Source organism: Desulfovibrio sp. Fe33 (assembly GCF_028532725.1).
Lineage (GTDB): Bacteria > Desulfobacterota > Desulfovibrionia > Desulfovibrionales > Desulfovibrionaceae > Pseudodesulfovibrio.
Map to the genome: position 1 here is coordinate 168,705 of NZ_JAQKGU010000004.1, position 21,286 is coordinate 189,990.

Annotated in this window: 19 protein-coding genes; 9 read left to right on the top strand and 10 right to left on the bottom strand. The window is 61.1% G+C overall.

Annotated elements, in window-relative coordinates; all coding sequences use genetic code 11:
• The first annotated feature begins 2 nt into the window (after positions 1-2).
• The 4 genes from PSN43_RS07760 (at position 3) to PSN43_RS07775 (ending at position 2,616) form a co-directional block, all read left to right on the top strand.
• Positions 3-740 (top strand): fumarate reductase iron-sulfur subunit, encoded by a 738-nt coding sequence (locus tag PSN43_RS07760; RefSeq protein ID WP_272700154.1) that lies wholly within the window; start codon positions 3-5, stop codon positions 738-740.
• Between the two features lie 223 nt (positions 741-963).
• Positions 964-1,803, top strand: a complete 840-nt coding sequence (locus tag PSN43_RS07765) for a fumarate hydratase (protein ID WP_272700155.1) — start codon at positions 964-966, stop codon at positions 1,801-1,803.
• Complete coding sequence (locus PSN43_RS07770) at positions 1,803-2,354, top strand: Fe-S-containing hydro-lyase (protein WP_272700156.1); 552 nt, start codon at positions 1,803-1,805, stop codon at positions 2,352-2,354. The genes PSN43_RS07765 and PSN43_RS07770 overlap by 1 nt, the downstream gene beginning before the upstream one ends.
• A 91-nt stretch (positions 2,355-2,445) precedes the next feature.
• Positions 2,446-2,616 (top strand): hypothetical protein, encoded by a 171-nt coding sequence (locus PSN43_RS07775; RefSeq protein WP_272700157.1) that lies wholly within the window; start codon positions 2,446-2,448, stop codon positions 2,614-2,616.
• 108 nt (positions 2,617-2,724) lie between these two features.
• Here the strand turns inward: PSN43_RS07775 and PSN43_RS07780 are convergent, their stop codons facing one another.
• Positions 2,725-3,477, bottom strand: a complete 753-nt coding sequence (locus tag PSN43_RS07780) for a substrate-binding periplasmic protein (protein ID WP_272700158.1) — start codon at positions 3,475-3,477, stop codon at positions 2,725-2,727.
• Between the two features lie 360 nt (positions 3,478-3,837).
• Between PSN43_RS07780 and PSN43_RS07785 the strand changes: the two genes are divergently transcribed.
• Both PSN43_RS07785 and PSN43_RS07790 read left to right on the top strand, forming a co-directional pair.
• Entirely contained in the window at positions 3,838-5,016 is a 1,179-nt protein-coding gene (locus PSN43_RS07785; RefSeq protein ID WP_272700159.1) for an aminotransferase-like domain-containing protein, read from the top strand.
• A 51-nt stretch (positions 5,017-5,067) separates the two neighbouring features.
• Positions 5,068-6,777 (top strand): FAD-dependent oxidoreductase, encoded by a 1,710-nt coding sequence (locus PSN43_RS07790; RefSeq protein WP_272700160.1) that lies wholly within the window; start codon positions 5,068-5,070, stop codon positions 6,775-6,777.
• A 190-nt stretch (positions 6,778-6,967) separates the two neighbouring features.
• On the opposite strand, the gene PSN43_RS07795 is transcribed toward PSN43_RS07790, so the two are convergent.
• The 5 genes from PSN43_RS07795 to PSN43_RS07815 all read right to left on the bottom strand — a co-directional run bounded on the left by PSN43_RS07795 (position 6,968) and on the right by PSN43_RS07815 (position 12,641).
• Complete coding sequence (locus PSN43_RS07795) at positions 6,968-7,975, bottom strand: ABC transporter ATP-binding protein (RefSeq protein WP_272700161.1); 1,008 nt, start codon at positions 7,973-7,975, stop codon at positions 6,968-6,970.
• A 2-nt stretch (positions 7,976-7,977) separates the two neighbouring features.
• Entirely contained in the window at positions 7,978-8,949 is a 972-nt protein-coding gene (locus PSN43_RS07800) for an ABC transporter ATP-binding protein (protein ID WP_272700162.1), read from the bottom strand.
• Between the two features lie 3 nt (positions 8,950-8,952).
• Positions 8,953-9,870 carry an ABC transporter permease gene (locus tag PSN43_RS07805; protein WP_272700163.1) on the bottom strand — a complete coding sequence of 306 codons (918 nt, stop codon included), beginning with the start codon at positions 9,868-9,870 and terminating at the stop codon, positions 8,953-8,955.
• 1 nt (position 9,871) lies between these two features.
• Positions 9,872-10,849, bottom strand: coding sequence for an ABC transporter permease (locus PSN43_RS07810; protein WP_272700164.1), 978 nt, complete (start codon positions 10,847-10,849; stop codon positions 9,872-9,874).
• A gap of 166 nt (positions 10,850-11,015) precedes the next feature.
• On the bottom strand, positions 11,016-12,641 hold the full coding sequence (locus PSN43_RS07815; protein WP_272700165.1) for an ABC transporter substrate-binding protein: 1,626 nt from the start codon (positions 12,639-12,641) through the stop codon (positions 11,016-11,018).
• Between the two features lie 339 nt (positions 12,642-12,980).
• Here PSN43_RS07815 and PSN43_RS07820 point away from each other — a divergent pair, with 339 nt between their 5' ends.
• Positions 12,981-13,286 carry a hypothetical protein gene (locus PSN43_RS07820; RefSeq protein ID WP_272700166.1) on the top strand — a complete coding sequence of 102 codons (306 nt, stop codon included), beginning with the start codon at positions 12,981-12,983 and terminating at the stop codon, positions 13,284-13,286.
• On the opposite strand, the gene PSN43_RS07825 is transcribed toward PSN43_RS07820, so the two are convergent.
• From PSN43_RS07825 to PSN43_RS07840, 4 genes are all read right to left on the bottom strand, one after another.
• Positions 13,283-15,829, bottom strand: a complete 2,547-nt coding sequence (locus PSN43_RS07825; protein WP_272700167.1) for a TIGR03960 family B12-binding radical SAM protein — start codon at positions 15,827-15,829, stop codon at positions 13,283-13,285. The two genes, PSN43_RS07820 and PSN43_RS07825, sit on opposite strands and share 4 nt — an antisense overlap.
• Positions 15,830-15,916: 87 nt before the next feature.
• Positions 15,917-16,243, bottom strand: a complete 327-nt coding sequence (locus tag PSN43_RS07830; RefSeq protein ID WP_272700168.1) for a hypothetical protein — start codon at positions 16,241-16,243, stop codon at positions 15,917-15,919.
• A 274-nt stretch (positions 16,244-16,517) separates the two neighbouring features.
• A complete protein-coding gene (locus PSN43_RS07835) occupies positions 16,518-18,092 on the bottom strand; it encodes a sodium/solute symporter (RefSeq protein WP_272700169.1) in 1,575 nt (524 codons plus the stop codon).
• 1 nt (position 18,093) lies between these two features.
• Entirely contained in the window at positions 18,094-18,360 is a 267-nt protein-coding gene (locus PSN43_RS07840) for a hypothetical protein (RefSeq protein WP_272700170.1), read from the bottom strand.
• 194 nt (positions 18,361-18,554) lie between these two features.
• Between PSN43_RS07840 and PSN43_RS07845 the strand changes: the two genes are divergently transcribed.
• Together PSN43_RS07845 and PSN43_RS07850 are read left to right on the top strand one after the other, a co-directional pair.
• A complete protein-coding gene (locus PSN43_RS07845; RefSeq protein ID WP_272700171.1) occupies positions 18,555-19,613 on the top strand; it encodes a putative nucleotidyltransferase substrate binding domain-containing protein in 1,059 nt (352 codons plus the stop codon).
• Positions 19,614-19,692: 79 nt separating this feature from the next.
• A complete protein-coding gene (locus tag PSN43_RS07850) occupies positions 19,693-21,237 on the top strand; it encodes a glycosyltransferase family 9 protein (protein WP_272700172.1) in 1,545 nt (514 codons plus the stop codon).
• Positions 21,238-21,286 lie beyond the last annotated feature (49 nt).

Here is a 21,286-nt window from a genome sequence, read left to right on the forward strand (position 1 = left end):
TCATGTCCAGATTACTGAAACTCAACATATTCCGGTATAATCCCGAGGACGAGCTGTCCATGCCGCACATGCAGGAGTTCGTTCTGGAAGAGACCGACTCCATGACCCTGTTCATCGCGCTCAACCGCATCCGCGAGGAGCAGGACCCGTCCCTCCAGTTCGATTTCTGTTGCCGGGCGGGCATCTGCGGTTCCTGCGGCATGGTCATCAACGGCCGTCCCGGCCTGGCCTGCCACACCAAGACCCGCGACCTTCCGGGCGAGATAACCCTTCTGCCGCTTCCGGTCTTCAAGCTCGTGGGCGACCTGTCCGTCGATACCGGCACCTGGTTCCGCGAGATGTACACCAAGACCGAATCCTGGATTCACACCAATAAGATATTCGACCCCACGGCGTTGGAAGAGCGCATGGACAATAAGGACGCCGTGGCCATATACGAGTTGGAGCGGTGCGTGGAGTGCGGATGCTGCATCGCCGCCTGCGGCACGGCCCGGCTGCGCGAGGACTTCCTGGGAGCGGCCGCGCTCAACCGCGTGGCCCGGTTCCTCATCGATCCGCGCGACGAGCGCACCGACCGCGACTACTACGAGATTATCGGCAACGATATGGGCATATTCGGCTGCATGGGACTGCTCGCCTGCGAAGACGTCTGTCCCAAACATCTGCCGCTTCAGAACCAGCTCGGGTTCCTGCGGCGCAAAATGGGCATCACTTCCATAAAGCGCTTGTTTCGTAAATAGCGCCTCCGGCCCCCATCCCCTGGGTGCCGCTTTGCGGGAGAGGGGACGGGCGGTCAGCTCGTTGCGCGCTGCCGTCTCAATGGGTGGATATGCGGTTTGAACCAACGCGCTCGCACGGCTTCGAGCGAAGCGAGCGGCAAAAGTTTTGAAGGGGAGTCCAGAGGGGAAACTTTTTCAAAAGTTTCCCCTCTGGCCGCCGGAGGCAATCATCGGAGGTTAACCAATGCGAGAAATTGACGGAAAGGACGTGGTGGAGGCCGTGGCCGCCATGTGCATGAGGGCGAACACGGAGCTGCCGCAGGATGTCCGCAGGCGGCTGGAACAGGCCATGGCCGAGGAGGACTCTCCTTCGGCCAAAGAGGTCCTGCGCCAGTTGCTGGAAAACGCGGACCTGGCTCACGACACCAAATTGCCGCTGTGCCAGGATTGCGGACTGGCCGTGTTTTACGTGGAAATCGGCGACGATTGCCGGGTTGTGGGCGGCAATCTGCGCGAACTGATCAACGAAGGCGTGCGCAAGGGATACGCGGACGGATTCTTGCGGAAATCGGCGTGTGACCCCCTGACCCGCGCCAATACCGGCGACGGCACGCCTGCCATTATCCATTTCGACATGGTCCCCGGCGACAGGCTGAAGATCGCCTACATGGCCAAGGGCGGCGGGGCCGAGAACATGTCCCGCGTGACCATGCTCGCCCCGGCCCAAGGATGGGCGGGCATCAAGAAGTTCGTGGTCGAGCGGGTGGCCGAGGCGGGACCGAATCCTTGTCCGCCGACAGTTATCGGCATCGGTATCGGCGGGACCTTCGAGCACGCGGCCAAGATCGCCAAGAAGTCGTTGTTGCGCAAGTTGGACGACACCCATCCCGATCCCGCGGTCGCGGCCATGGAAAAGGAGTTGGAAGAGGCGCTCAACGCGTTGGGCATCGGGCCCATGGGGCTGGGCGGCAAGACCACCGTGCTCGGCGTCAAGATCACCATGGAACCATGCCATCTCGCCAGCCTGCCGCTGGCGGTCAATGTCCAGTGTCACTCCCAGCGACACGAGGAGGTCGAGCTGTAATGGCGGAATACAAGCTGAACACGCCGCTTACGGACGAGGCTATAGAGCAGTTGAGGGCAGGAGACGTCGTATTCTTGTCCGGCACCATTCATTCCGCGCGAGATGCGGCCCACAAGAAGCTTTTCGAACTGCTGGACGCGGGCAAGGAGCTGCCCTTCGAGTTGCAGGGTTCGGCAATTTACTATGTCGGGCCCAGTCCGGCCCCTCCGGGCCGTCCCATCGGTTCCGCCGGGCCGACCACTTCCTATCGCATGGACACCTATGCGCCCCGGCTGCACTCCCTGGGCATGAAGGCGTCCATCGGTAAGGGCAAACGGTCGGACGAGGTTCGGGAAGCCATGAAGGAATACAAGGGCGTTTATTTCGGGGCCACGGGCGGGGCGGGAGCGCTGCTGTCGAACTCCATCGTGGAATCCAAGGTCATCGCCTTCGACGAATTGGGCCCCGAGGCTATTCGCGCCATGAAGGTCAAGGATTTCCCGCTGCTGGTCATCAACGACTGTCACGGGGGCGAATTGTACGTCAAGCCCAAGCTTGACACTGCCGGGTAATTGATTCACGAAAGGGCGGGACGCATGGCGTCCCGCCTCGAAACGCAATCCGTATCGAGGTGAATAAAGTCCAGGATATCAGAGGTTTGTCATGGAACATTCATTCATTGAAGATGTGGATAGCCGCGAAGAAACCAGCAAGACCGACAATATTTATACTCCGTATCCCGGTGCGGATGAGAAGTATGATGACGGTTCCGACTGGCGTCTTTACAATCCCGACAAATATCGCGACCCGAACTGGTCACCGGATAAGGAATAAATGACAAGGGGCCGCCAGGCCCCTTTCTCCGTTCTGCCGCCTCGCCCTCCGCGCCGGGTTCCCTCGGCACTTTGCTCGGATCCGTTTTCTCGAATCTGTCTCGCTTTTCTATTCGGCGCACGTCATTTCGAATCGGTTTACGCCTTGCCCCCTTGAGGCCCTGATCTCTTCCAGCGCTTTATTGAGTTTGTGGATGAGGCCGTCGTCCGTGTCGCGGCTGAAGGCGAAATACAAGGACTCTTCGTTGAAGACGAAGTAGACCGTGTAGTCCTCCCAGCGCATCCCCAGCCCTTCCAGCAGCCGAGGCGCGTCAAGCTCCGTCGAGGCGAAGAGGTCGGCCTCGCCGCTGCCGAGCTGTCGCAGGGCCTGGACGTGGCTCGGGCTTCGTATGAGCTGCTCTTCCTTCAGTCCGCCTGCCAGCAGGTTCTTTTCCGGTCGGCTCCAGCGGACCGTGGCGATGCGGTACCCGTTCAGGTGCGCCCGGGAGGGAATGCATAGCCGGTCGCGTTTGCGCCCGATGAGCACGATTCTGGCCGTGGCGACCGGCCCGACCCATTTGTACAGGGATTCGGTTTCCTGCGTCCGGTTGGCGTTGAGCAGAATGCGCCCCGGTTGCCGGGCCGCGCTTTCGCAGGCGTAAGCCCACGGCATGAGCTTGATTTCTCTGGCGTCGATGGGGGAGCCGCACTTGTCCATGATGAAGGTCAGGGTGGACACCGTCATGCCTTTGACGGACAGCCCATTGCTTTCGGCGTAGGGAGGATAGGGGGCGGCCATGGCGATAAAACCCCCGGCGTGCGCGGGGATTGTCGCGGCCGAGTAAAGGCCGATGCACAGAACGAGGGAGAGGATGTATTTCATGAACATATCCTTTTGTCCGTGTTTCAATGGCGGTAGCGGAAAAGCAATATTCGTTCCATGCCTCGCGGATGCGTGGGAGCTTCTGTGCAAACTAGCCCTGGACGGGCTTGACAGAATATCAACAATAGTTATTATTGATCTGTAGTCGTTTCACTCCCGAGCGGAGCGTGTCCGTTTGGACGGAGCGGCTGAACCGCATGGTACATGCATATTCTCCTCTTCTTGCCCCCTGAGGACCGGCTTGATCCCCGGTCCTCACTCTTTTGAGCGGAAGGCTGTGTTTTTTATCCGCTCTTTGGGAAGCATCCTCTTGCAAGGCAATAGCTTTCGGAGTACCCGTAAGGGCTTGGAGGAAAAAACATGTCCCAACATTTCGCTCGGAGAATGGGCACCGTTCATCGTTCATTCATCCGGGAAATACTGAAAGTCACGGCTGATCCGGAGATTATTTCCTTTGCGGGCGGTTTGCCCAATCCCGAACTTTTCCCCGTCCCCGCCATGGACGCGGCCGCCCACGAAGTTTTCAAGAACATCGGGGCAAGCGCTCTGCAATACTCAACCACCGAAGGCGATGCGGGCCTGCGCGCCATCATCGCACAGCGATATCTGCAACGCGGCCTGAACGTGGACCCGGACACCATTCTGGTGACCTCCGGTTCCCAGCAGATTCTCGACATCAGCGCCAAGGTCTTCCTGGACCGGGGCGACAGGGTCGTTATCGAACGGCCCGGCTATCTCGGAGCCATTCAGGCGTTTTCTCTGTTTGAACCCGAGTTCGTGACCGTGTCCCTTGAGGATGACGGGCCGAATCTCGCGGAACTCGAAGCGGCTTTCAAGGAAGGAGCCAAGTGTTTTTACGCTGTGCCCAACTTCCAGAATCCGTCGGGCGTGAGCTACTCGCTTGAGAAACGCAAGGGTGTTGCGGCATTGTGCGACCGGTATGGCGTGCTTTTCGTCGAGGACGACCCGTACGGCGAACTTCGCTTCCTGGGCGAGGATCTGCCGAGCGTTTTCTCATTCTGCGAACACAAGGGCCTCCTGTGCGGTTCGTTCTCCAAGATCGCCGCGCCGGGCTTCCGCATCGGTTGGGTCGTCGCGCCGGATAAGGAAGTGTACGACAAACTGGTCATCGCCAAGCAGGCCGCCGATCTTCACACTTCCACAGTGTCCCAGGCGATCATGCGCCGCTATCTTGAAACCAACGACATCAACTCCCATGTGGAGCTTATCCGCGAGCGGTACGGCCGCCAGCGCGAATGCATGGTGGAGATGATCGGCAAGTACTTCCCGGAAGGCGTCACCATCACCCGCCCCGAGGGCGGCATGTTCCTGTGGGTGACCATGCCCGATGGATGTTCCAGCATGAAGCTCCTGGATATGGCCGTGAAAGACAAGGTGGCCTTTGTTCCCGGCAAGCCGTTCTACGTGGACGGTTCCGGCGACAACACCCTGCGCCTGAACTTCTCCAATTCGGACGAGGTCCGTATCGAGGAAGGCATCAAGCGGCTCGGCAGGGCCATCGGTTCGTTCCTGAAGTAACGCCCCGGGTTTGAGGGACGCCCGGAGCCCAAGATTCCAAGGATTGGTTTTATGTCTCAGCATATCGTAGTCATCGGCGGTGTGGCCCTCGGGCCGAAGGCCGCCTGCCGCTTCAAGCGGCTGGAGCCCGAGTCCCGGGTGACCATGATCGACCAGACCGCCATGATCTCCTACGGCGGGTGCGGCATTCCCTATTACGTGTCCGGCGACGTGTCGGACGCGTCCGAGCTGTGCACGACCAGTTTCCACATGTTGCGCGATCCGAAGTTCTTCAAGGAGGTCAAGGGAGTGGACGTTCGCGTCCTGACCAAGGCCACGCTCATCGACCGCGAAAAAAAGTGCGTCGAGGTGGAGAACGTCGAGACCGGCGAAAAGGACTGCATAGGGTATGACAAGCTGGTCATCGCCACCGGTGCCTCCCCGCGCAGGCTGGGCTTGCCCGGCGAGGACCTCAAGGGCGTCAACTACGTGGCCAATCCCGGCGACGCCACCCGCATCCGCGAGTCCATTTCCAAGGGCGAGGTGAGCAACGCCGTGATTATCGGCGCGGGCTTCATCGGCCTGGAGATGGCCGAGGCGTTCGCCGATATGTGGGGCGTGGAGACCTCCGTGGTGGAGATCACCGGCCAGATAATGCCTCGCCTCGTGAGTCCGACCCTGGCCACCATGGGCCGGAAGCACATGGAAGAGAACGGCGTTTCCTTCTATTTCGGCGAGACCGTCAAGGCTATCGAGGGCGAAGACGGCGTGGTCAAGCGCGTGGTCACGGACAAGCGAGTGCTTGACGCCGACGCCGTGATTATCTCGGCGGGCGTTGTCCCCAACTCGGATCTGGCCAAGGAGGCCGGATTGGCCGTGCACGAGCGCGGCGGGGTGTACGTGGATGAATATCTGCGCACCAACGATCCGGACATCTATGCGGGCGGAGACTGCTGTATCGTCAGGAATCTCGTCACCGACGCGGATGCCTTCCTGCCGTTGGGTTCCATGGCCAACCGCCAGGGCCGCATCATCGGCACCAATCTGGCGGGCGGATCGGCTGAGTTCGATGGCGTGGTCGGCTCCTTTGTGGTCAAGCTGTTCGAAACCTCCATGGCGGGCACAGGCTTGAGCTTGGAATCCGCCAAGGCCGCCGGTTTCGACGCCATGTCCGTGCTGCTCATCCAGCTGGATCGGGCGCATTTCTATCCGACCAAGGAATTGATGACGCTTGAGATGGTAGTGGACAAGCCCACCCGCCGGGTGCTCGGCGTCCAGGGCTTCGGTTCCTCCGGAGACGCCATGGTGGGCCGCATCAACGCTGTGGCCGCCATCCTCAAATCGTCTCCGACCATCGACGACGTGTCCAACATGGAACTGGCCTATTCCCCGCCGTTTGCCGCGGCCATGGATATCCTCAACACCCTGGCCAACTTGGCCGACAACGCGCTGCGCGGCATCAACCGCGGCGTTGGTCCGGCCGGATTCAAGGAGTTGTGGGAGAATCGCGGCGAGGACGCCTGCTTCTTCCTGGATTGCCGGGAGAAGGGGGACGCCGGGCCGTTCATGGAACGCAATCCGGAGTTCTGGCACAATGTCCCGCAGGGCGAGATTTACGACCGCTTGGACGAGATTCCCAAGGATCGGCCCATCGTGCTGATCTGTAATACCGGGGCACGTTCCTACGAGGCGCAGATCATGCTCGACGACAAGGGCTACAAGGATGTGACCAATATCCACGGCGGCATGGCGGCCATCAAGAAATATGGCATTGACCTGTAGGGTTGATTGCCTGCGGGGCGGCGAAAAAGCTACCCGCCCGGCTCATCGACAATAAAAAAGCGGCGCACCTTAAATGGTGCGCCGCTTTTTTATTTCGTATCGATCTGTCGTTTGTTTCCCCTCATGCTTCGAGCAAAGCCCCGCCCGGTAGGGCGGGGGGCGAGGGGCAACTCAGGCTCACGACGTGGGGTTACAGACGGCCTTCCTCGACGCCGTGACAGGCGACAACGGTGCCGTTGGCGAGCGTGTGCTGCCGGGGAATCTCCCTGGAGCAACGCTCGTTGGCGTGCTGACACCGGCCGTGGAAAACACAGCCGGTCGGCAGGTTGATGGGAGTGGGCACGTCGCCGGACAGTCTGACATGGCCGCCGGCCATGCCGCCGAGCTTGGGAATGGCCGAAAGCAGCGCCTGGGTGTAGGGGTGCTTCGGATTGGAGAACAGCTCCTTGGCCGTGGCCAGCTCGCAGACACAGCCGAGATACATGACCAGCACGCGGTTGGAGATGTGCTCGACCACGCTCAGGTCGTGGCTGATGAACAGGTAGGTCAGGCCGCGCTGCTCCTGGGCGTCCATGAGCAGGTTGAGAATCTGGGCCTGGATGGAAACGTCCAGGGCCGCGATGGGCTCGTCGGCCGCGATGAATTCGGGATCGAGGACCAGGGCGCGGGCGATGGAGATGCGCTGCCGCTGGCCGCCGGAGAATTCGTGCGGGAAGTTGGTGGCCCAAACCGGGTCCACGCCCACCTGGCACATGACTTCGGCAACGCGGTCGCTGACCTCGTCGCGGGTCATGTCCGGGTTGTGGAAACGAACCGGCTCCTCAAGAATCTGCCGCACGGTCATGCGCGGGTTGAGGGATGCGTAAGGGTCCTGAAAGACCATCTGCATTTTGGTCCGGTAGGGGAGCATCTTGTGGGAACTCAGGTTGTCGATGCGAGCGCCCCGATAGTGAATTTCACCCTTGTTGGGCCGGTACAGGCCCATGACCGTGCGGGCCAGGGTGGATTTTCCGCAGCCGGATTCGCCGACCACGCTCAGGGTTTCGCCCGCCTGGACGTCCAGGGAGACGCTGTTGACCGCCTTGACCACGGTCTTCTTGCGGCTGATCTTGCCGCCGGTAAGCCGAAGCTGGTCGATGACCGAGCCGGATATGTCGAAGTGTTTGTCGATGTCCTTGACTTCGAGGATGGCGCTCATGGCTATTCGCCTCCTTCACATTTGAAACAGGCGACTTGCGTCCCGTTTTCGAGTGCGTGGAGTTTGGGGATCTCGGTCTTGCAACGTTCGCTGCTGACGGTGCATCGCGGTTCGAAGGGGCATCCCTTGGGCATGTTCAACAGGGACGGCATCATTCCGGGAATCTGGTTGAGCCTTCTCGCTCCGCCCGCCATCTGCGGCAAGGCCTGGATGAGACCCTTGGTGTAGGGGTGCTGCGGATTGGAGATGAGCTGGTCTGCCGCGCCGAGCTCCACAACCTTGCCCGCGTAGAGCACGGCGATGCGCTGAGTCACTTCGGAGACAACGGCCAGATCATGGGTGATGAGGATAAGCCCCATGTTCTCCTTCTCGCAGAGCTCCAGAAGCAGGTCCATGATTTCGGCCTGAATGGTAACGTCGAGAGCCGTGGTGGGCTCGTCGGCGATGATGAGCTTGGGGTTGGTCAGGAGCGAGATGGCGATGACGATGCGCTGGCGCATACCGCCGGAGAACTCATGCGGGTATTGCTTGAGCCGTTTTTCCGGGGAGGGAATGTAGACCTTGCGCAGCTTGTCCAGACAGATTGCCTCGGCCTCCTTCTCGGATACATCCATGTGGGCCAGAATGGTTTCCTTCATCTGGGTGCCGATGGTCAGCACCGGATTGAGGGTCATCATGGGGTCCTGGAAGATCATGGAGATCTCATTGCCGCGGACGTGGCGCATCTGGTCGGCGTTGATTTTGACCAGGTCCATGCCCTCGAAGAGGATCTGCCCGCCGGTGATGCGGCCGGGCTTGGAGATGAGGTTGATGATGGAGAAGCCGAGCACGGATTTGCCCGCGCCGGATTCGCCGACAATGCCGAGGCGTTCGCCCTTATTGATGACCAGGCTGACGTCGCGCACGGCCCGGACGGTGCCGGAACGCAGGGCGAAATCCACGCGCAGGTTCTTTATGTCTATGAGTTTTTCCACACCTTACCCCTTGTAGAGTTTGGGGTTGAGGAAGTCCCGGACCCAGTCGCCCAGGAGGTTGATGACCAGGATCAGGGTGACCAGCAGGAAGCCGGGGAAGATGGTGATCCACCAGGAGCCGGAGAAGATGTACTCGAAACCGGCGGTGATCAGTGATCCCAGCGAGGGCTTGCTCACGGGCATTCCCAGTCCCAGGAAGGAGAGGGCCGCCTCGCTCATGATGGCGTTGGCCACCTGGACGGTGGAGATGACGAGCACCGGGGAGAGGGTGTTGGGCAGAATGTGCCGCCACATGATGCGGGACTTCGACAGGCCGATGACCCGGGCCGCCTCGACGTATTCCTTCTTGCGCTCGGCCAGCACCGAGGCGCGGACGGTCCGGGCGTACTGGGGCCACTCGGCCAAACCGATGATGACGATGATCAGCGGTACGGCGACTTTGTCGTATCCGGCCACGCCGAACGCGGTCTGGACGATGGCACCGATGAAGATGGCCACCATGTAGGTCGAGAAGGAGAGCTGAACGTCGGCGACACGCATGAGGATGTTGTCCAGCCGCTTGATGTATCCGGAGAGCAGGCCCACCACGATACCCAGGAACGCCTGGAGACAGACTGCGCCGATGCCGATGATGATGGACACGCGCATACCGTAGAGCATGGTCGACAGCATGTCGCGGCCCTGGGCATCGGTGCCGAGCAGGAAGTCGGCGTTGCCGCCGGCGGACCAGACGGGCGGAAGCTGGGCGTTCATGATGTCGATGGTTTTGGGGTCGTACGGGTCGTGCGGCGCAATGATCGGCGCGGTGAACGCCGTGACCATCAATATGGCCAGGATGACGAAGCAGGTCACGGCCATGGGGTCGCGCAGGAAGCTGTAGAGCATGTAGGAGTCTTTGAAACGTTGCCAGCGGGATCTCATGCTACTGCCTCCCTGCCACTCGGACCGTGGGATTGACCAGGCCGTAGATGATGTCCACAAACGTGTTCACAAGCACGAAGACGATGCCCACGAAAACAAGGTATGCAACCATGAGCGAGGTGTCGGAACGTTCCACGGACTCGATGAACATGGAGCCCATTCCCTGCCATTGGAACACGGTCTCGGTGAGGATGGTGAAGGCCACCATGATGCCGAGCTGCACGCCGCCCACGGTGATGACCGGGAGCAGGGTGTTCTTGAAGGCGTGCACCAGCCAGACGCGCCAGGGCTTGATGCCCTTGGCCCAGGCGAACTTGACGTATTCGGTTTCCAGGACTTCCATCATCTCGGAACGGATGAGCCGGATGAACAGCGGGAGCATGATGGAGGACAGGGCGATGGAAGGCATTATCAGATGCAGGATGCCGTCAACGGTGAACAACCCGCTGTCCCACCAGCCGAAGAGGAGCACGGTTTCGCCTCGTCCGTAGGATGGCAGCCAGTGCAGCTCCACTGAAAAAATGTAGATGAGCAGGATGGCCGTGAGAAAGACGGGCATGGAAACACCGACGATGGAGCTGCCCATGACGAACCGCGAGAAAAGGCTTTTGGGGCGGATGGCCGCGTAAATGCCGAGCGGAATGGACAGGACCACGATAATGAATGCCGCACAGAAAACCAGTTCCAAGGTCGCCGGAGCCTTCTTGATGATGACTTCCGTGGCGGGCTTTTTGAAGAAATAGCTCTGACCCAGGTCGCCGTGCAGGGCGTCACGCAGGAATCTTGCGTATTGCACGGGGAAAGGATCGTTGAGACCGAGGCGGTCGCGGATTTCCGCACGCTCGGCCGCCGTGACCCGCTGGCCCACCAGATCGCGGACCGGATCGCCGAAGTTGTGTTTGATGGCGAATCCGATGAAGCTGATGATCAGCATGACGACCACGGCTTGCAGGATTCGTTTTACAGTGAATGCAAACATGTCGACTCGTTGACTTTATGTTGTCCAGGCACGGGGTTGTGACCGGAGTTTGGGGAGGACCGCAACAATCCCGGCCCCGGGCGCACTCTTGTATGAAAGGGGAACCCAGGCGAGGCCGGGGTTCCCCTTTATTGTTATTTTTTGATTAATGCAAGTCGCTTGGGCGCTACTTGATGACCAGGTCGCCGAAGTACGGGAAGTTCATGACGTTCACGATGTCTTCGGTGTTCATGTTGGCCTTGGAAGCCCAGGACAGGTTCTGCCAGTGCAGCGGGATGTAGCCGGCTTCGTCGTACTGAATCTTTTCAGCTTCCTGAAGGTCGGCGGCGCGCTTGGCGGGATCGGTCTCGGTCTGGGCGGCCAGGGTCAGCTCGTCAACCTTGGCGTTGCAGTAGTTGCCGGAGTTGTACTGGCCGTAGCCGGTCTCGGAGTTGCGGCACATGGACAGGAACTCGAAGAAGTTGCCGGAGTCCTCGGTGTCGGAGTGCCAGCCGATCAGCTGGATGTCGGCGACCTGAGCGTCGAACTGATCCCAGTACTGAGCCTTGGGCATGGTCTTCAGGGAAACCTTGATGCCGATCTTGGACATCATGGAAGCGAAGGCCTCGGCGATCTTCTCGTCGTTCACGTAGCGGTTGTTCGGGGAGATCATGGTCGCTTCAAAACCGTTGGGGAAGCCGGACTCGGCCATCAGGGCCTTGGCCTTTTCGAGGTCGAAGCGGGGAGCCAGGGATTCGAGGTGGCCGACATAGCCCTTGGGGGACATCTGGCCGGCCGCGGTGGCGAAGCCGTTCATGATCTTTTCGACCACGCCCTGGTTGTCATAGGCGTAGGCCATGGCCAGGCGGACCTTCGGGTCTGCCAGGGCCGGGTTGCGCTTCTGGTTCAGCTGCATGCAGATGATGCGCGAACCGGACATGGTGACCAACTGCAGACCGTCGGTGGTCTTGAGGCGTTCCAGGTCCTGCGGAGGCACGGGCATGACGAAGTCCACGTCGCCGGACATGAGGGCGGCGGTGCGGGTGGCGTCATTCTTGATCGGGGCGAGGACGATTTCCTCGACGTTGCCGGTGTCCTTGTTCCAGTAGTCCTTGAACCGGGCGAAGACGGTCTTCACGCCCTGTTCGCGGCTGACGACGGTGAAGGGACCGGTGCCGGACTCGTTCACGTTGGCGAAGGAGTAGTCGGTCTTGACGATGGCGTCCTTGGCCTTGCCCTTGTCGTCGGTGCCGGAGTAGAACTTGCTGTCCATGGGGAAGATGTAGGTGGCCATGTTGAGCACCAGGCCGTAAGGCTTCTTGGTGACCAGGTCCACGGTGTAGTCGTCGACGGCCACGGCGCCGGTGAACGGCTCGAAGAGGCCCTTGTAGTCTTCGGACTTCTTCAGGCGCTCAACGGTGAAGACCACATCCTTGGCGGTGAAGTCGTTGCCGGAATGGAACTTGACGCCCTTGCGCAGATGCATACGCATGGTCAAATCGTCGATGCGCTCCCAGCTCTCGGCCAGACGGGGCACGAAATTCATGTCCTTGTCGTAGCGAAGCAGCGGGTCGAAGACCAGATGGGAGAACTGCAGCATGCCGCCGGAAAGCTGGACATGCGGGTCAAGGGATACCGGGTCGGCATCCATGGCGAGTTTGAGGGTGATTTTTTCAGGGGCAGCGGGAGCGGCTTTCTCGGCTGCTTCTTTTTTCTCTTCACCGCCGCAGCCGACCAGCATGAGGGCGGCCACCAGGAGCGAGAGAACGAGCAGGGAGAATTTGCCGGCGGCTTTGAACGTCGACACTTTCATTGGTTGTTCCTCCGTAAATTGATCCGAATGCGCCAGCACGGCGCGATCCATACCTCTCTTGCACCACACCGGGCGCAACCCACAAAAATCGCCCCCGTCCAAGGGGTTGCGTACAACCCTTGGGACGGCGTAGTTTTGATGGGCGTAAACGGAGTATTCATACACGCTTCGCCAGGCTTTAACAATAGCGTAATGAATTTGTCGATATACTTGCGGGAGCGAATCTTGTTCAAAAAAATCGCATTTTTAGCAGCATCTTTGTATTTTATTCTGACTTTTGCCGCATGTTCCGGAGTTTCGTCTGTCGATGGGGGGATTTCTCCAGTCGAAACAATTGTCTTGGACGACGAATACGGTGCGGCCGTCAACGTGAAAAAGAACGACGTGTTTGCTCTGGATGTGAGCAGCCCGTCGTCCAAGGGGTACCGCATCTCCGGGGCGGCTTTCGACCCGGAGATGCTGCGGATGGAGCGTTATCTGGAGTATGACGGCGACAGCGGCCCGCGGGCGCGGTATCTTTTTTCGGCCCTTGTGGAAGGCGCGACGGACGTGCTCATCAGGATGACACCCGAGGGCGGGGGCGAAGCTGTCGTATACCGGCAGGTCGCCGTGAGCATCGGCTCCGGCGGCGCCTGGTTCGATTAGGCCGTTTCGTCCGGTTCCGATTCGAAACGCTGTTCGGTCTTCATCAGGGCGAAGTCCAGCGGGCCCGCGTCCTCCATGACGGCGAAGCACAGGGCCAGCGGGCTCATGTATTGTTCCCGCCAGTCGAGCACCAGAGTCAGCTCGTCTCCGGTTTCGACCGCTTCGCGAACCATGGGCCGCAGGTCCACCTGCTTGGGTTTGCCCTTCTTGGTCGTTTTTTCGATAAAATGATTGTCGGCGGCCATGAACGCCCGCCATTGCGCCTTGCGGCGTTCGTCTTCGCCGACGAAACGCAGCGTATAGACTTCCTCCACGGCCTGGGACTGCTTGCGTCCCAGGGACAGCCGCTCCGCCTTGAACGGGACGATTCCCCTGGGCGCGTTTCGGGCGAGCCTGTCGACCACTTCTTCCGGCGTGAAGTCTTCGCGCAGGAATACGTTGATCCACTCGCAGCGGCTTTCCACGCCCACCGGCAGCGCCTTGCCGAAGGAGAGTCTGGGCATGGGATGGAACCCGGCCGAGAAAGTCATGGGCAACACGGCCCGTCTGAAGGCCCGTTCGAATACGGCCTGCAACTCCAGTTGGCTGAGAAATGCGGCGGGGCCGGTCTTTTCGTACCAGATGCGATAGTGGGCGGCTTTGCCGGTCAGGTCGGGCTTCTCGACGGTGTAGGGCGGCTGCTCGCCTTCCTGGTCCCGTTTGTGGAAGACCAGCCTCGGGCGGATATCCTTGTATTTCGCCTGGTTTTTCAGGGTGGAAACCCGTCCGTCGAACTGGCAGACGCCGCAGTTGCGACATGCCCCGTAGCGGCAGTCATTGGTGATCTTCCCGCCAAGGGCGCGTTCGCGCTCCTTGAGCAGAAACCGTTTGGTCAGCCCGCTGGACAGGTGGTCCCAGGGCAGGGGGCCTTCCGGGTCGCGCGGGCCGGTGTATTCATTCCAGTCGAGTCCGGCCTCGTCCATGGCCTCGCGGTACGGTTCGAGGCGCAGGTGATCTTTCCAACTGGAGAAGAGCGCGCCCTTTGCGTAGGCCCGCTCCACGACCTCGGCCAGCCGCCGGTCGCCGCGCGAGAACACGCCTTCCAGCGAAGTCATTTCCGGCTCGTGGTACTTGATGGAAATACGTTTGTGCGGGCGGAAGATATTTCGCAGATGGGCGATGCGCCGATATATTTCGTCCAGGGGAATCTGCGGCTCCCACTGGAACGGGGTATGCGGCTTGGGCACGAAAGGTGAGACTGCCGCCGTGACCTGGAGCCTCTTTATGTGCCGTCCGGCAGCGTCGCGCACCTTGAGGCAAAGGTCCAGAATGGCATCCAGGTCCTCGTCCGTCTCGGTGGGCAGGCCGATCATGAAATAGAGCTTCACGCCCTGCCAGCCGTTCTCGAAGAGCAGCCGGACGTGCTCCAGGAGGCCTTCCTCGTCCACGCCCTTGTTGATGACGTCGCGCAACCGCTGGCTGCCGGCCTCGGGAGCGATGGTCGCGCCCGTGCGCCGGATTGACGAGATTCGCTCCATGATCGGCGCGGAAAGGGAGCCTACACGCAGGGACGGCAGGGAAATGGCGATCTGTTCGGCCGCGCATTTGTCGAAGCTGCGGGTGAAGAGGGAATCCAGGCCGGAGAAGTCGCCGGTGGACAGCGACAGCATGGAGGTTTCCTCGTACCCGGTTTCGGCCAGTCCGTGGGTCAGGATGTCGTTCAGGCCATCAAGGGACCGTTCTCGGACCGGACGGTAGATCATGCCCGCCTGGCAGAACCGGCAGCCGCGAGTGCAGCCCCGGGCGATTTCCATGGTCAGCCTGTCGTGGATGGCTCCAAAGGGAATGACCTGGCCCGTGGGGAAGGGCGCGCGGTTGAGGTCGTCGACCACGGCCTTTTCCACTGTCTCGTATCCCTCGCGCAACGGCTTCAGCGGCTTGTCGCGTCCCTGGTCCTCGAAGAACGACGGGATGTAGAGGCCGGGAATTTCGGCCAGGGCGGAAAGCAGTTCCCCCTTGGAAAGATTTTCCTTCTTGGCGCGTTCCACGGTGGAAAGGACCTGCGGCATGGCCTCCTCGCCGTCGCCGATGACCATGGCGTCGAAGAACGGGGCCATGGGCTCGGCGTTGAAGGCCGCGCCTCCGCCCGCCACGATGAGCGGGAAAGGGGCCTCCCTGTCCGCGCTGCGGAAGGGGATGCCTGCCAGATCGAGCATGTACAGAATGTTGGTGTAGCAAAGCTCGTGGGTCAGGCTGAAGCCGATGACGTCCATCTCCCCCAGCGGGGTGTCCGATTCCAGGGTGGCCAGCGGAACTCCATGCTCGCGCAGGACGGCTCCGGCCTCCTCATCGGGCGTGAAGACCCGTTCGGCCCAGAATTCCGGCCGGGCGTTGAGGGCCTGGGCCAGGATTTTCTGGCCGAGGTAGGACATGCCCACCTCGTACATGTCGGGAAAGGCCAGGGCGCACCGTACGGTCACCTTGCTCGGGTCCTTGAACACGGCCCCCCATTCGCTGCCGATGTAGCGGGAGGGGCGGGGGAGGATAGGCAATAATTCTTTCATTGTCGCAGGTCGGTCGTTGAACGGAAAAAACGGGGTTGGCTTCTCTGAACCAGCCCCGTTCGGAATAGCAGGTTTCGCGAGGGTCGGCTAGCCGAGATCGAGGCCGCCGCCCTTGCCGCCCAGGCCGGACAGGTCGAGTCCGCCGCTGGACATGGAAATGTTGGTCTTGGCTTCGATATATTTGGTTTTCAGCTCTTCAGGGCAGTTCTTGTATTCGAACAGCACGTGGCCCTGAGCTATCTTGCCCTGCATTTCCTGGTCGAAGGGGTATCCGTAAGGCAGGAGGATCATCTGGGTGCCCTGTTGGGTGGGCATGGCCTGCAGGATGGCGGGTTCTTCGATGTCGTTCCCGGCGAAGTTGCCGACGACCATCTCGCCGCTGACCAGTTTGACGAGCCGAATATCATAACTCATGTGGGTCTCCTTGGTTTGTGGTGAGCCATTAAGTAGGTATCGGCATCAATACTGTCAAGCAATGCGTGATGATGCCTTGGGCTGTCGGAAGGAAAAACGGAACCCGCGATTCATTTCACCCCCCGAAACGGCGTGTAGCCGCTGGAGCGCGCGCCGAGGTCGGAATATTGCATTCGTTCGCCGTCTGCCGCCGGCATATCCCGCATATGTCCAGGGAAAAGGGCGGGCCGGGGGTGCCGGGCCCGCCCTTTTGAGGGGAAGGGTTGTGGTTGCGTTAAGCTTTTTCGGGGCCGTGGAGCAGGGCCATGACTTCCATGGTGTCCGGCGGGATCGCGGCTTCGCCCTTGGCGGCATATTCCATCTTGGAGGCCACGTAGATGGCGATGAAGGTCAGGACCATGACGAATCCGCCGGGATTGTTGTATTGCAGGAAGTGCGGCAGCATGTCCTTGCCCAGAATCATGAAGAATGAGCCGACGATGCCGGTGACAAGTCCGGCGCAGGCTCCGTTCTTGGTCATTTTCGGCCACCAGACGCCCATGACCAGGACCGGGAAGAAGGTGGAGGCGGCGATGGCGAAGGCCAGTCCCACGAGGATGGCGATCTGCATGGATTCGGCCCAGAAGCCGAGCGGAATGCCGAGCAGCCCCACTCCGACGGAGGCCACGCGGGCGACCATGACGCGCGAGCGTTCGGGCATGTTCGGATTGAAGACGTTGACCACGAGGTCGTGGCCGATGGCCCCGGCGCAGGCGATTATCAATCCGGCCACGGTGGACAGGATGGCGGCGAAGGCTCCGGCCACCACGATGCCCAGGAGGACCTGCCCGCCGAAGTAGGAGCCCGCCACGGGCACGGCGAGGTTCTTGCCGTTGTCGGCCAGCCACTGCATGAGGTGCGGAGACACGCCCATGGCTTCGCCGTTGAGGAAGATGTAGCGGATGACGTGGCCCACATAGGGGCTCATGATGTAGAACATGCCGATGAGGAACAGCACGTAGATGACGGTCTTGCGGGCGGCCTTGCCGTCGGGGGCGGTGTAGAACCGCACCAGGATGTGGGGCAGCCCGGCCGTGCCGAACATGAGCGCGAGGAGCAGGGAAAGCGTGTCCTTGAGACTGGTCAGCCAGTAGGCCGGGCTGGTGTAGGCCGCACCGTCGAATTCCTTGCCGGTGATGGGCGCGGGGCCTTTGAATTCATGCAGGAACCTGACCACGTCGGCGTAGGTGTAGCCTTTTACCATGAAGGGGATGAAGGCCAGCAGGAACATGGCTCCGAACAGAATCCAGAATTGGACAAGCTGGTTGACGGTGGTCGCCTTCATTCCGCCCACGGTGACGTAGAAGGTGATGATGCAGGCGATGATGATGATCGATGTGGCGTAGTCGAGGTTGAGCAGGAGCCCCATGACCTTGCCCGCGCCGAGCATCTGCGGGGCCATGTAGAAGAGGGAGATGAAGAGCACGCCGATGACCCCGAGGACGCGGGCCGGTTTGGAGTGGAACCGCTCCGAGACGAAGTCGGGCACGGTGTACCGCCCGAATTTGCGCAGGGGGCTGGCCAGGAAGAGGAGCAGGGCGATGTAGCCAACGAAGAAGCCCAGCGCGTAGATGATGCCGTCGAAACCGAAGAGGAAGGCCACGCCCGCCACGCCGAGGAAGGAGGCCGCGGACAGGTAGTCCGAGGAGATCGCCGAGGCGTTGATGAAGGAATTGACCTTGCGTCCGGCGAGGTAATAGTCGGCCGAGGTTTTCTGGCTGCGGAACATGAAGGTGGTGACCACCGTGAAGGCCAACATGCACCCGATGAGGATCAGGGCTGTGACCGGTATTTGGTATCCGAGTTCCATGTTATTCTCCTTCGATGGTTTCGGCTATTTCGTCTTCGATCCGGTTGGCCTTGCCCACGTACCAGATGAACAGTCCCCAGGTGATGGGATAGATGGCGACGGCCACCAGCCAATAGTGCAGGGGGAAGCCGAGGATGGATACTCCGGCCGCCCATGCCCCCGCCAGATAGACGAGCAGGAAAATGCCGATGACGAAGGCGAAGTAGGGCACGCCCACGCCCAGGGCGAACTGAAGTTGCCGTTTTCTGATCCTTTCGATCTGATCCATTTTTGTACCCCCGATACGGTTGAAAGTTTGCCGTTGATGCCCTTTTAAAGTAGGTAAACAGAGACAAGCACACCTTTTCAGGTAAGCGGTCGAACCCGGACGGTCGCGGGATTCGGGCTTTTCGTGTCTGCGGCGAACGGACGGTTTCTTCCGGTCAACGGTCGGCCTTTCGGCCACGGAGCGTGAGGTTGGACATGATTTTGAACGGAGAAATCCCCGTGAACGGCGAATCGGGCGTCCCGGACGGCCTTTTCGCCGAATTGCGCGTCATGGCGCGCGAGGGCAAGCTGACCGGCCTCGGCCGGACCCGGCTTGATCTCGTCGGGGAATGGCTCGACCATGGGATGTCCGCCGAGGAGACCTGCAAGCGGCTGACCCTATTCAACCGAGAAGTGGCCTCCGCCGTGCTGGAAGCTCATGCCCTGGAGTTTCCATGGCTTTCGCAGTGCACCTTCATGGAGTTCGGCTCGGGCGGCCGCGGGGAGATGGTGCTCGGCTCCGACCAGGACAACGGGCTGCTCATTCCCGTCAAGGTGGACGAGGGCGAGGTGGACGACTGTACCCAATCCATTGTCATGGCTCTGGACGGCGCGGGGCTGCCCCTGTGCGACGGCGGGGTCATGGTCAGCAACGCCGAGTGGCGCGGCGACTTCGACACATGGCTGTCCAGGTTGACCGGCTGGCTTTCCAATCCCGCCGAGAAGGGACCGTGGCAGTCCGGCCTGATCCTCGATTTCCAGCCGGTGTTCGGCGCGGAGGAGGAGGTCGGGCGGCTGCGCGAGAGGTTGTGGGAGCACGTGCGCACCAAGCCTATCGCGCTGTCTCTGCTGGTCAGTGAACTGACGGCCTACCGCCTGCCCCTGACCCTGTTCGGGGCGTTTATCACCGAGCGGGAAGGGCCGTGGCACGGCTGGCTGAACATCAAAAATTCAGTCCTGGCTCATCTGACCAACAGCGCGCGCATCCTTGCGCTCAAGCACGGCGTTCGCCCGCATAATACCTGCGACCGCATCCGGGCCTTGGCCGATGCCGGGCACATCGCCGCCAATCACGGCAGTTCTCTCTTGGACGGCTGGGAATATCTCCAGCGCAAGCGGCTCGATATCGGGCTGGACTGCGACCGGAACGGATTGCCGCCCCACAACTATGTGAATCCCACAGCATTGGATCGGATCGAGCAGCTCCGGCTCAAGGCCGCCATCCATGCGGTGGAGAAATTCGTCAGACTGGTCCAGGCCGGTTCCGGCCTTTGATTCGGCTCCCTTTTTGCAATGTCCTTCCCGTCCGGCGATTTTTCGACGGCGCACCCTGTTATGCCCGAGGATTTGGTTCGTGAATGTTTTGATTGTCAATTTGACCCGCTTTGGTGATCTCATCCAGACCCAGCCCGTGATCGCCGGTTTCAAGAGCCGGGGCCATGCCGTGGGGCTGGTCTGCCTGGCCAACTTCGCTCCGGCGGCCCGCCTGCTCGAAGGCGTGGACCGGGTATTTCCCCTTTCCGGCGCGGCGCTGCTCGCGGAGCTGGACGCCGATTGGCGTCTGGCCGTACGGGATGCCGCCGAGTTCAGGCGGAGCGTGTTCGCCGGGTTCCCGCCGGACGAGACCGTCAACCTGACGCCGTCGGTTTCCTCCCGGTTGCTTGCCTATGCCCTGACGCCGGAATCCGGGCGTACCACCGGTTTCACCGTGGACGAATTCGGCTTCAACGCGGATACTTCATCCTGGGCCGCATTTTTGCAAATGGCCGGGGCCAATCGTGGAGCCAGCCCGTTCAACGTTTGCGACCTTTTTCGCCGGGCCGCCGGGCTCGGCCGCGAGGGGAACGAATCCTCCCTGGCCAGGCCGGATGGGCAGGCGTTTGCCCGGGCCGACGAATTGCTTGCGGGCCGGGAGGGGCCGGGAGGCTTCGCCGCCGTGCAGTTGGGAGCCAGCGAAGACCGTCGCCGTTGGCCTGTGGACCATTTCATTAATACGGCCCGGCTGCTTTCTGAGCGTGACGGCCTGACGCCGGTGCTGCTCGGGACCAAAGGCGAGAGGGGATTGGCGGAACGTTTTGCCGCAGGTTCGGATTTTCCCTTTGTGGACTGCGTCGGCCGAACTTCCTTGACCGAACTGGCCGCCGTCCTGACCCGTTGCAGGCTGCTTTTGACCAACGACACGGGGACCATGCATCTGGCCGCCGGACTGGACGTGCCTCTGTGCGCGGTCTTTCTGGCCACGGCCCAACCCTGGGATACGGGCCCGTACCGGGCGGGCGATATCTGTCTGGAGCCGGACATGGACTGCCATCCTTGCGAATTCGGCGAAGCCTGCGCCACCGGGGAGGCGTGCCGCAGGGCCGTCACCCCGGAGGCGATGTATGCCTGCGCCGCATCCCTGTTGCGCGGCTGCGAACCGAAGCCCGCGCCGGGCTCGCGCCTGTGGCGCACGAGGACCGGCTACGACGGGTTCATGGAACTCGAATCACTTTCCGGCCACGACGCCACGGACAGGGCCGTGTGGATAGGGCTTCAGCGGGCGCATTTCCGTTCCTTCCTGGACGGCGGCGATGCCGTGCGGACCGGCCTTGGACTTCGGCTCGGTCCGGCCTTCAAGTCGGACTTGTCCAAAACTTTGACGAGCGCCAGGGACATGCTTTTCCTGCTCACCAGACAGGGCGCGCTCCTGCGGGTGAACCCACGGCCTCAGGCCAAGACCAAGTTCCTGGCCTCATGGCAACGGGTGCAGAATATTCTTTCGTCAAACAATCACTTGAAAGTATTGTCGTTATTGTTGATGTTCGAGAGCCAGCGACGGGGCGGCGACCTCGACTCCCTGCTGGCTGTGGCGGAGCGCCATTTGAGGCTTCTTTCCGCGCTGCTGGATGACATGGCATGACCGGCATGAATCTTGAATCGTTAGGGTCACACCGGTACAATCGGCAAAT

Bases quoted from the DNA above. Each gene is read 5' to 3' on its own strand.
- PSN43_RS07760 (WP_272700154.1), top strand. From the start codon at position 3: ATGTCCAGATTACTGAAACTCAACATATTCCGGTATAATCCCGAGGAC.
- PSN43_RS07765 (WP_272700155.1), top strand. From the start codon at position 964: ATGCGAGAAATTGACGGAAAGGACGTGGTGGAGGCCGTGGCCGCCATG.
- PSN43_RS07770 (WP_272700156.1), top strand. From the start codon at position 1,803: ATGGCGGAATACAAGCTGAACACGCCGCTTACGGACGAGGCTATAGAG.
- PSN43_RS07775 (WP_272700157.1), top strand. From the start codon at position 2,446: ATGGAACATTCATTCATTGAAGATGTGGATAGCCGCGAAGAAACCAGC.
- PSN43_RS07780 (WP_272700158.1), bottom strand. From the start codon at position 3,477: ATGAAATACATCCTCTCCCTCGTTCTGTGCATCGGCCTTTACTCGGCC.
- PSN43_RS07785 (WP_272700159.1), top strand. From the start codon at position 3,838: ATGTCCCAACATTTCGCTCGGAGAATGGGCACCGTTCATCGTTCATTC.
- PSN43_RS07790 (WP_272700160.1), top strand. From the start codon at position 5,068: ATGTCTCAGCATATCGTAGTCATCGGCGGTGTGGCCCTCGGGCCGAAG.
- PSN43_RS07795 (WP_272700161.1), bottom strand. From the start codon at position 7,975: ATGAGCGCCATCCTCGAAGTCAAGGACATCGACAAACACTTCGACATA.
- PSN43_RS07805 (WP_272700163.1), bottom strand. From the start codon at position 9,870: ATGAGATCCCGCTGGCAACGTTTCAAAGACTCCTACATGCTCTACAGC.
- PSN43_RS07810 (WP_272700164.1), bottom strand. From the start codon at position 10,849: ATGTTTGCATTCACTGTAAAACGAATCCTGCAAGCCGTGGTCGTCATG.
- PSN43_RS07815 (WP_272700165.1), bottom strand. From the start codon at position 12,641: ATGAAAGTGTCGACGTTCAAAGCCGCCGGCAAATTCTCCCTGCTCGTT.
- PSN43_RS07825 (WP_272700167.1), bottom strand. From the start codon at position 15,829: ATGAAAGAATTATTGCCTATCCTCCCCCGCCCCTCCCGCTACATCGGC.
- PSN43_RS07830 (WP_272700168.1), bottom strand. From the start codon at position 16,243: ATGAGTTATGATATTCGGCTCGTCAAACTGGTCAGCGGCGAGATGGTC.
- PSN43_RS07835 (WP_272700169.1), bottom strand. From the start codon at position 18,092: ATGGAACTCGGATACCAAATACCGGTCACAGCCCTGATCCTCATCGGG.
- PSN43_RS07840 (WP_272700170.1), bottom strand. From the start codon at position 18,360: ATGGATCAGATCGAAAGGATCAGAAAACGGCAACTTCAGTTCGCCCTG.
- PSN43_RS07845 (WP_272700171.1), top strand. From the start codon at position 18,555: ATGATTTTGAACGGAGAAATCCCCGTGAACGGCGAATCGGGCGTCCCG.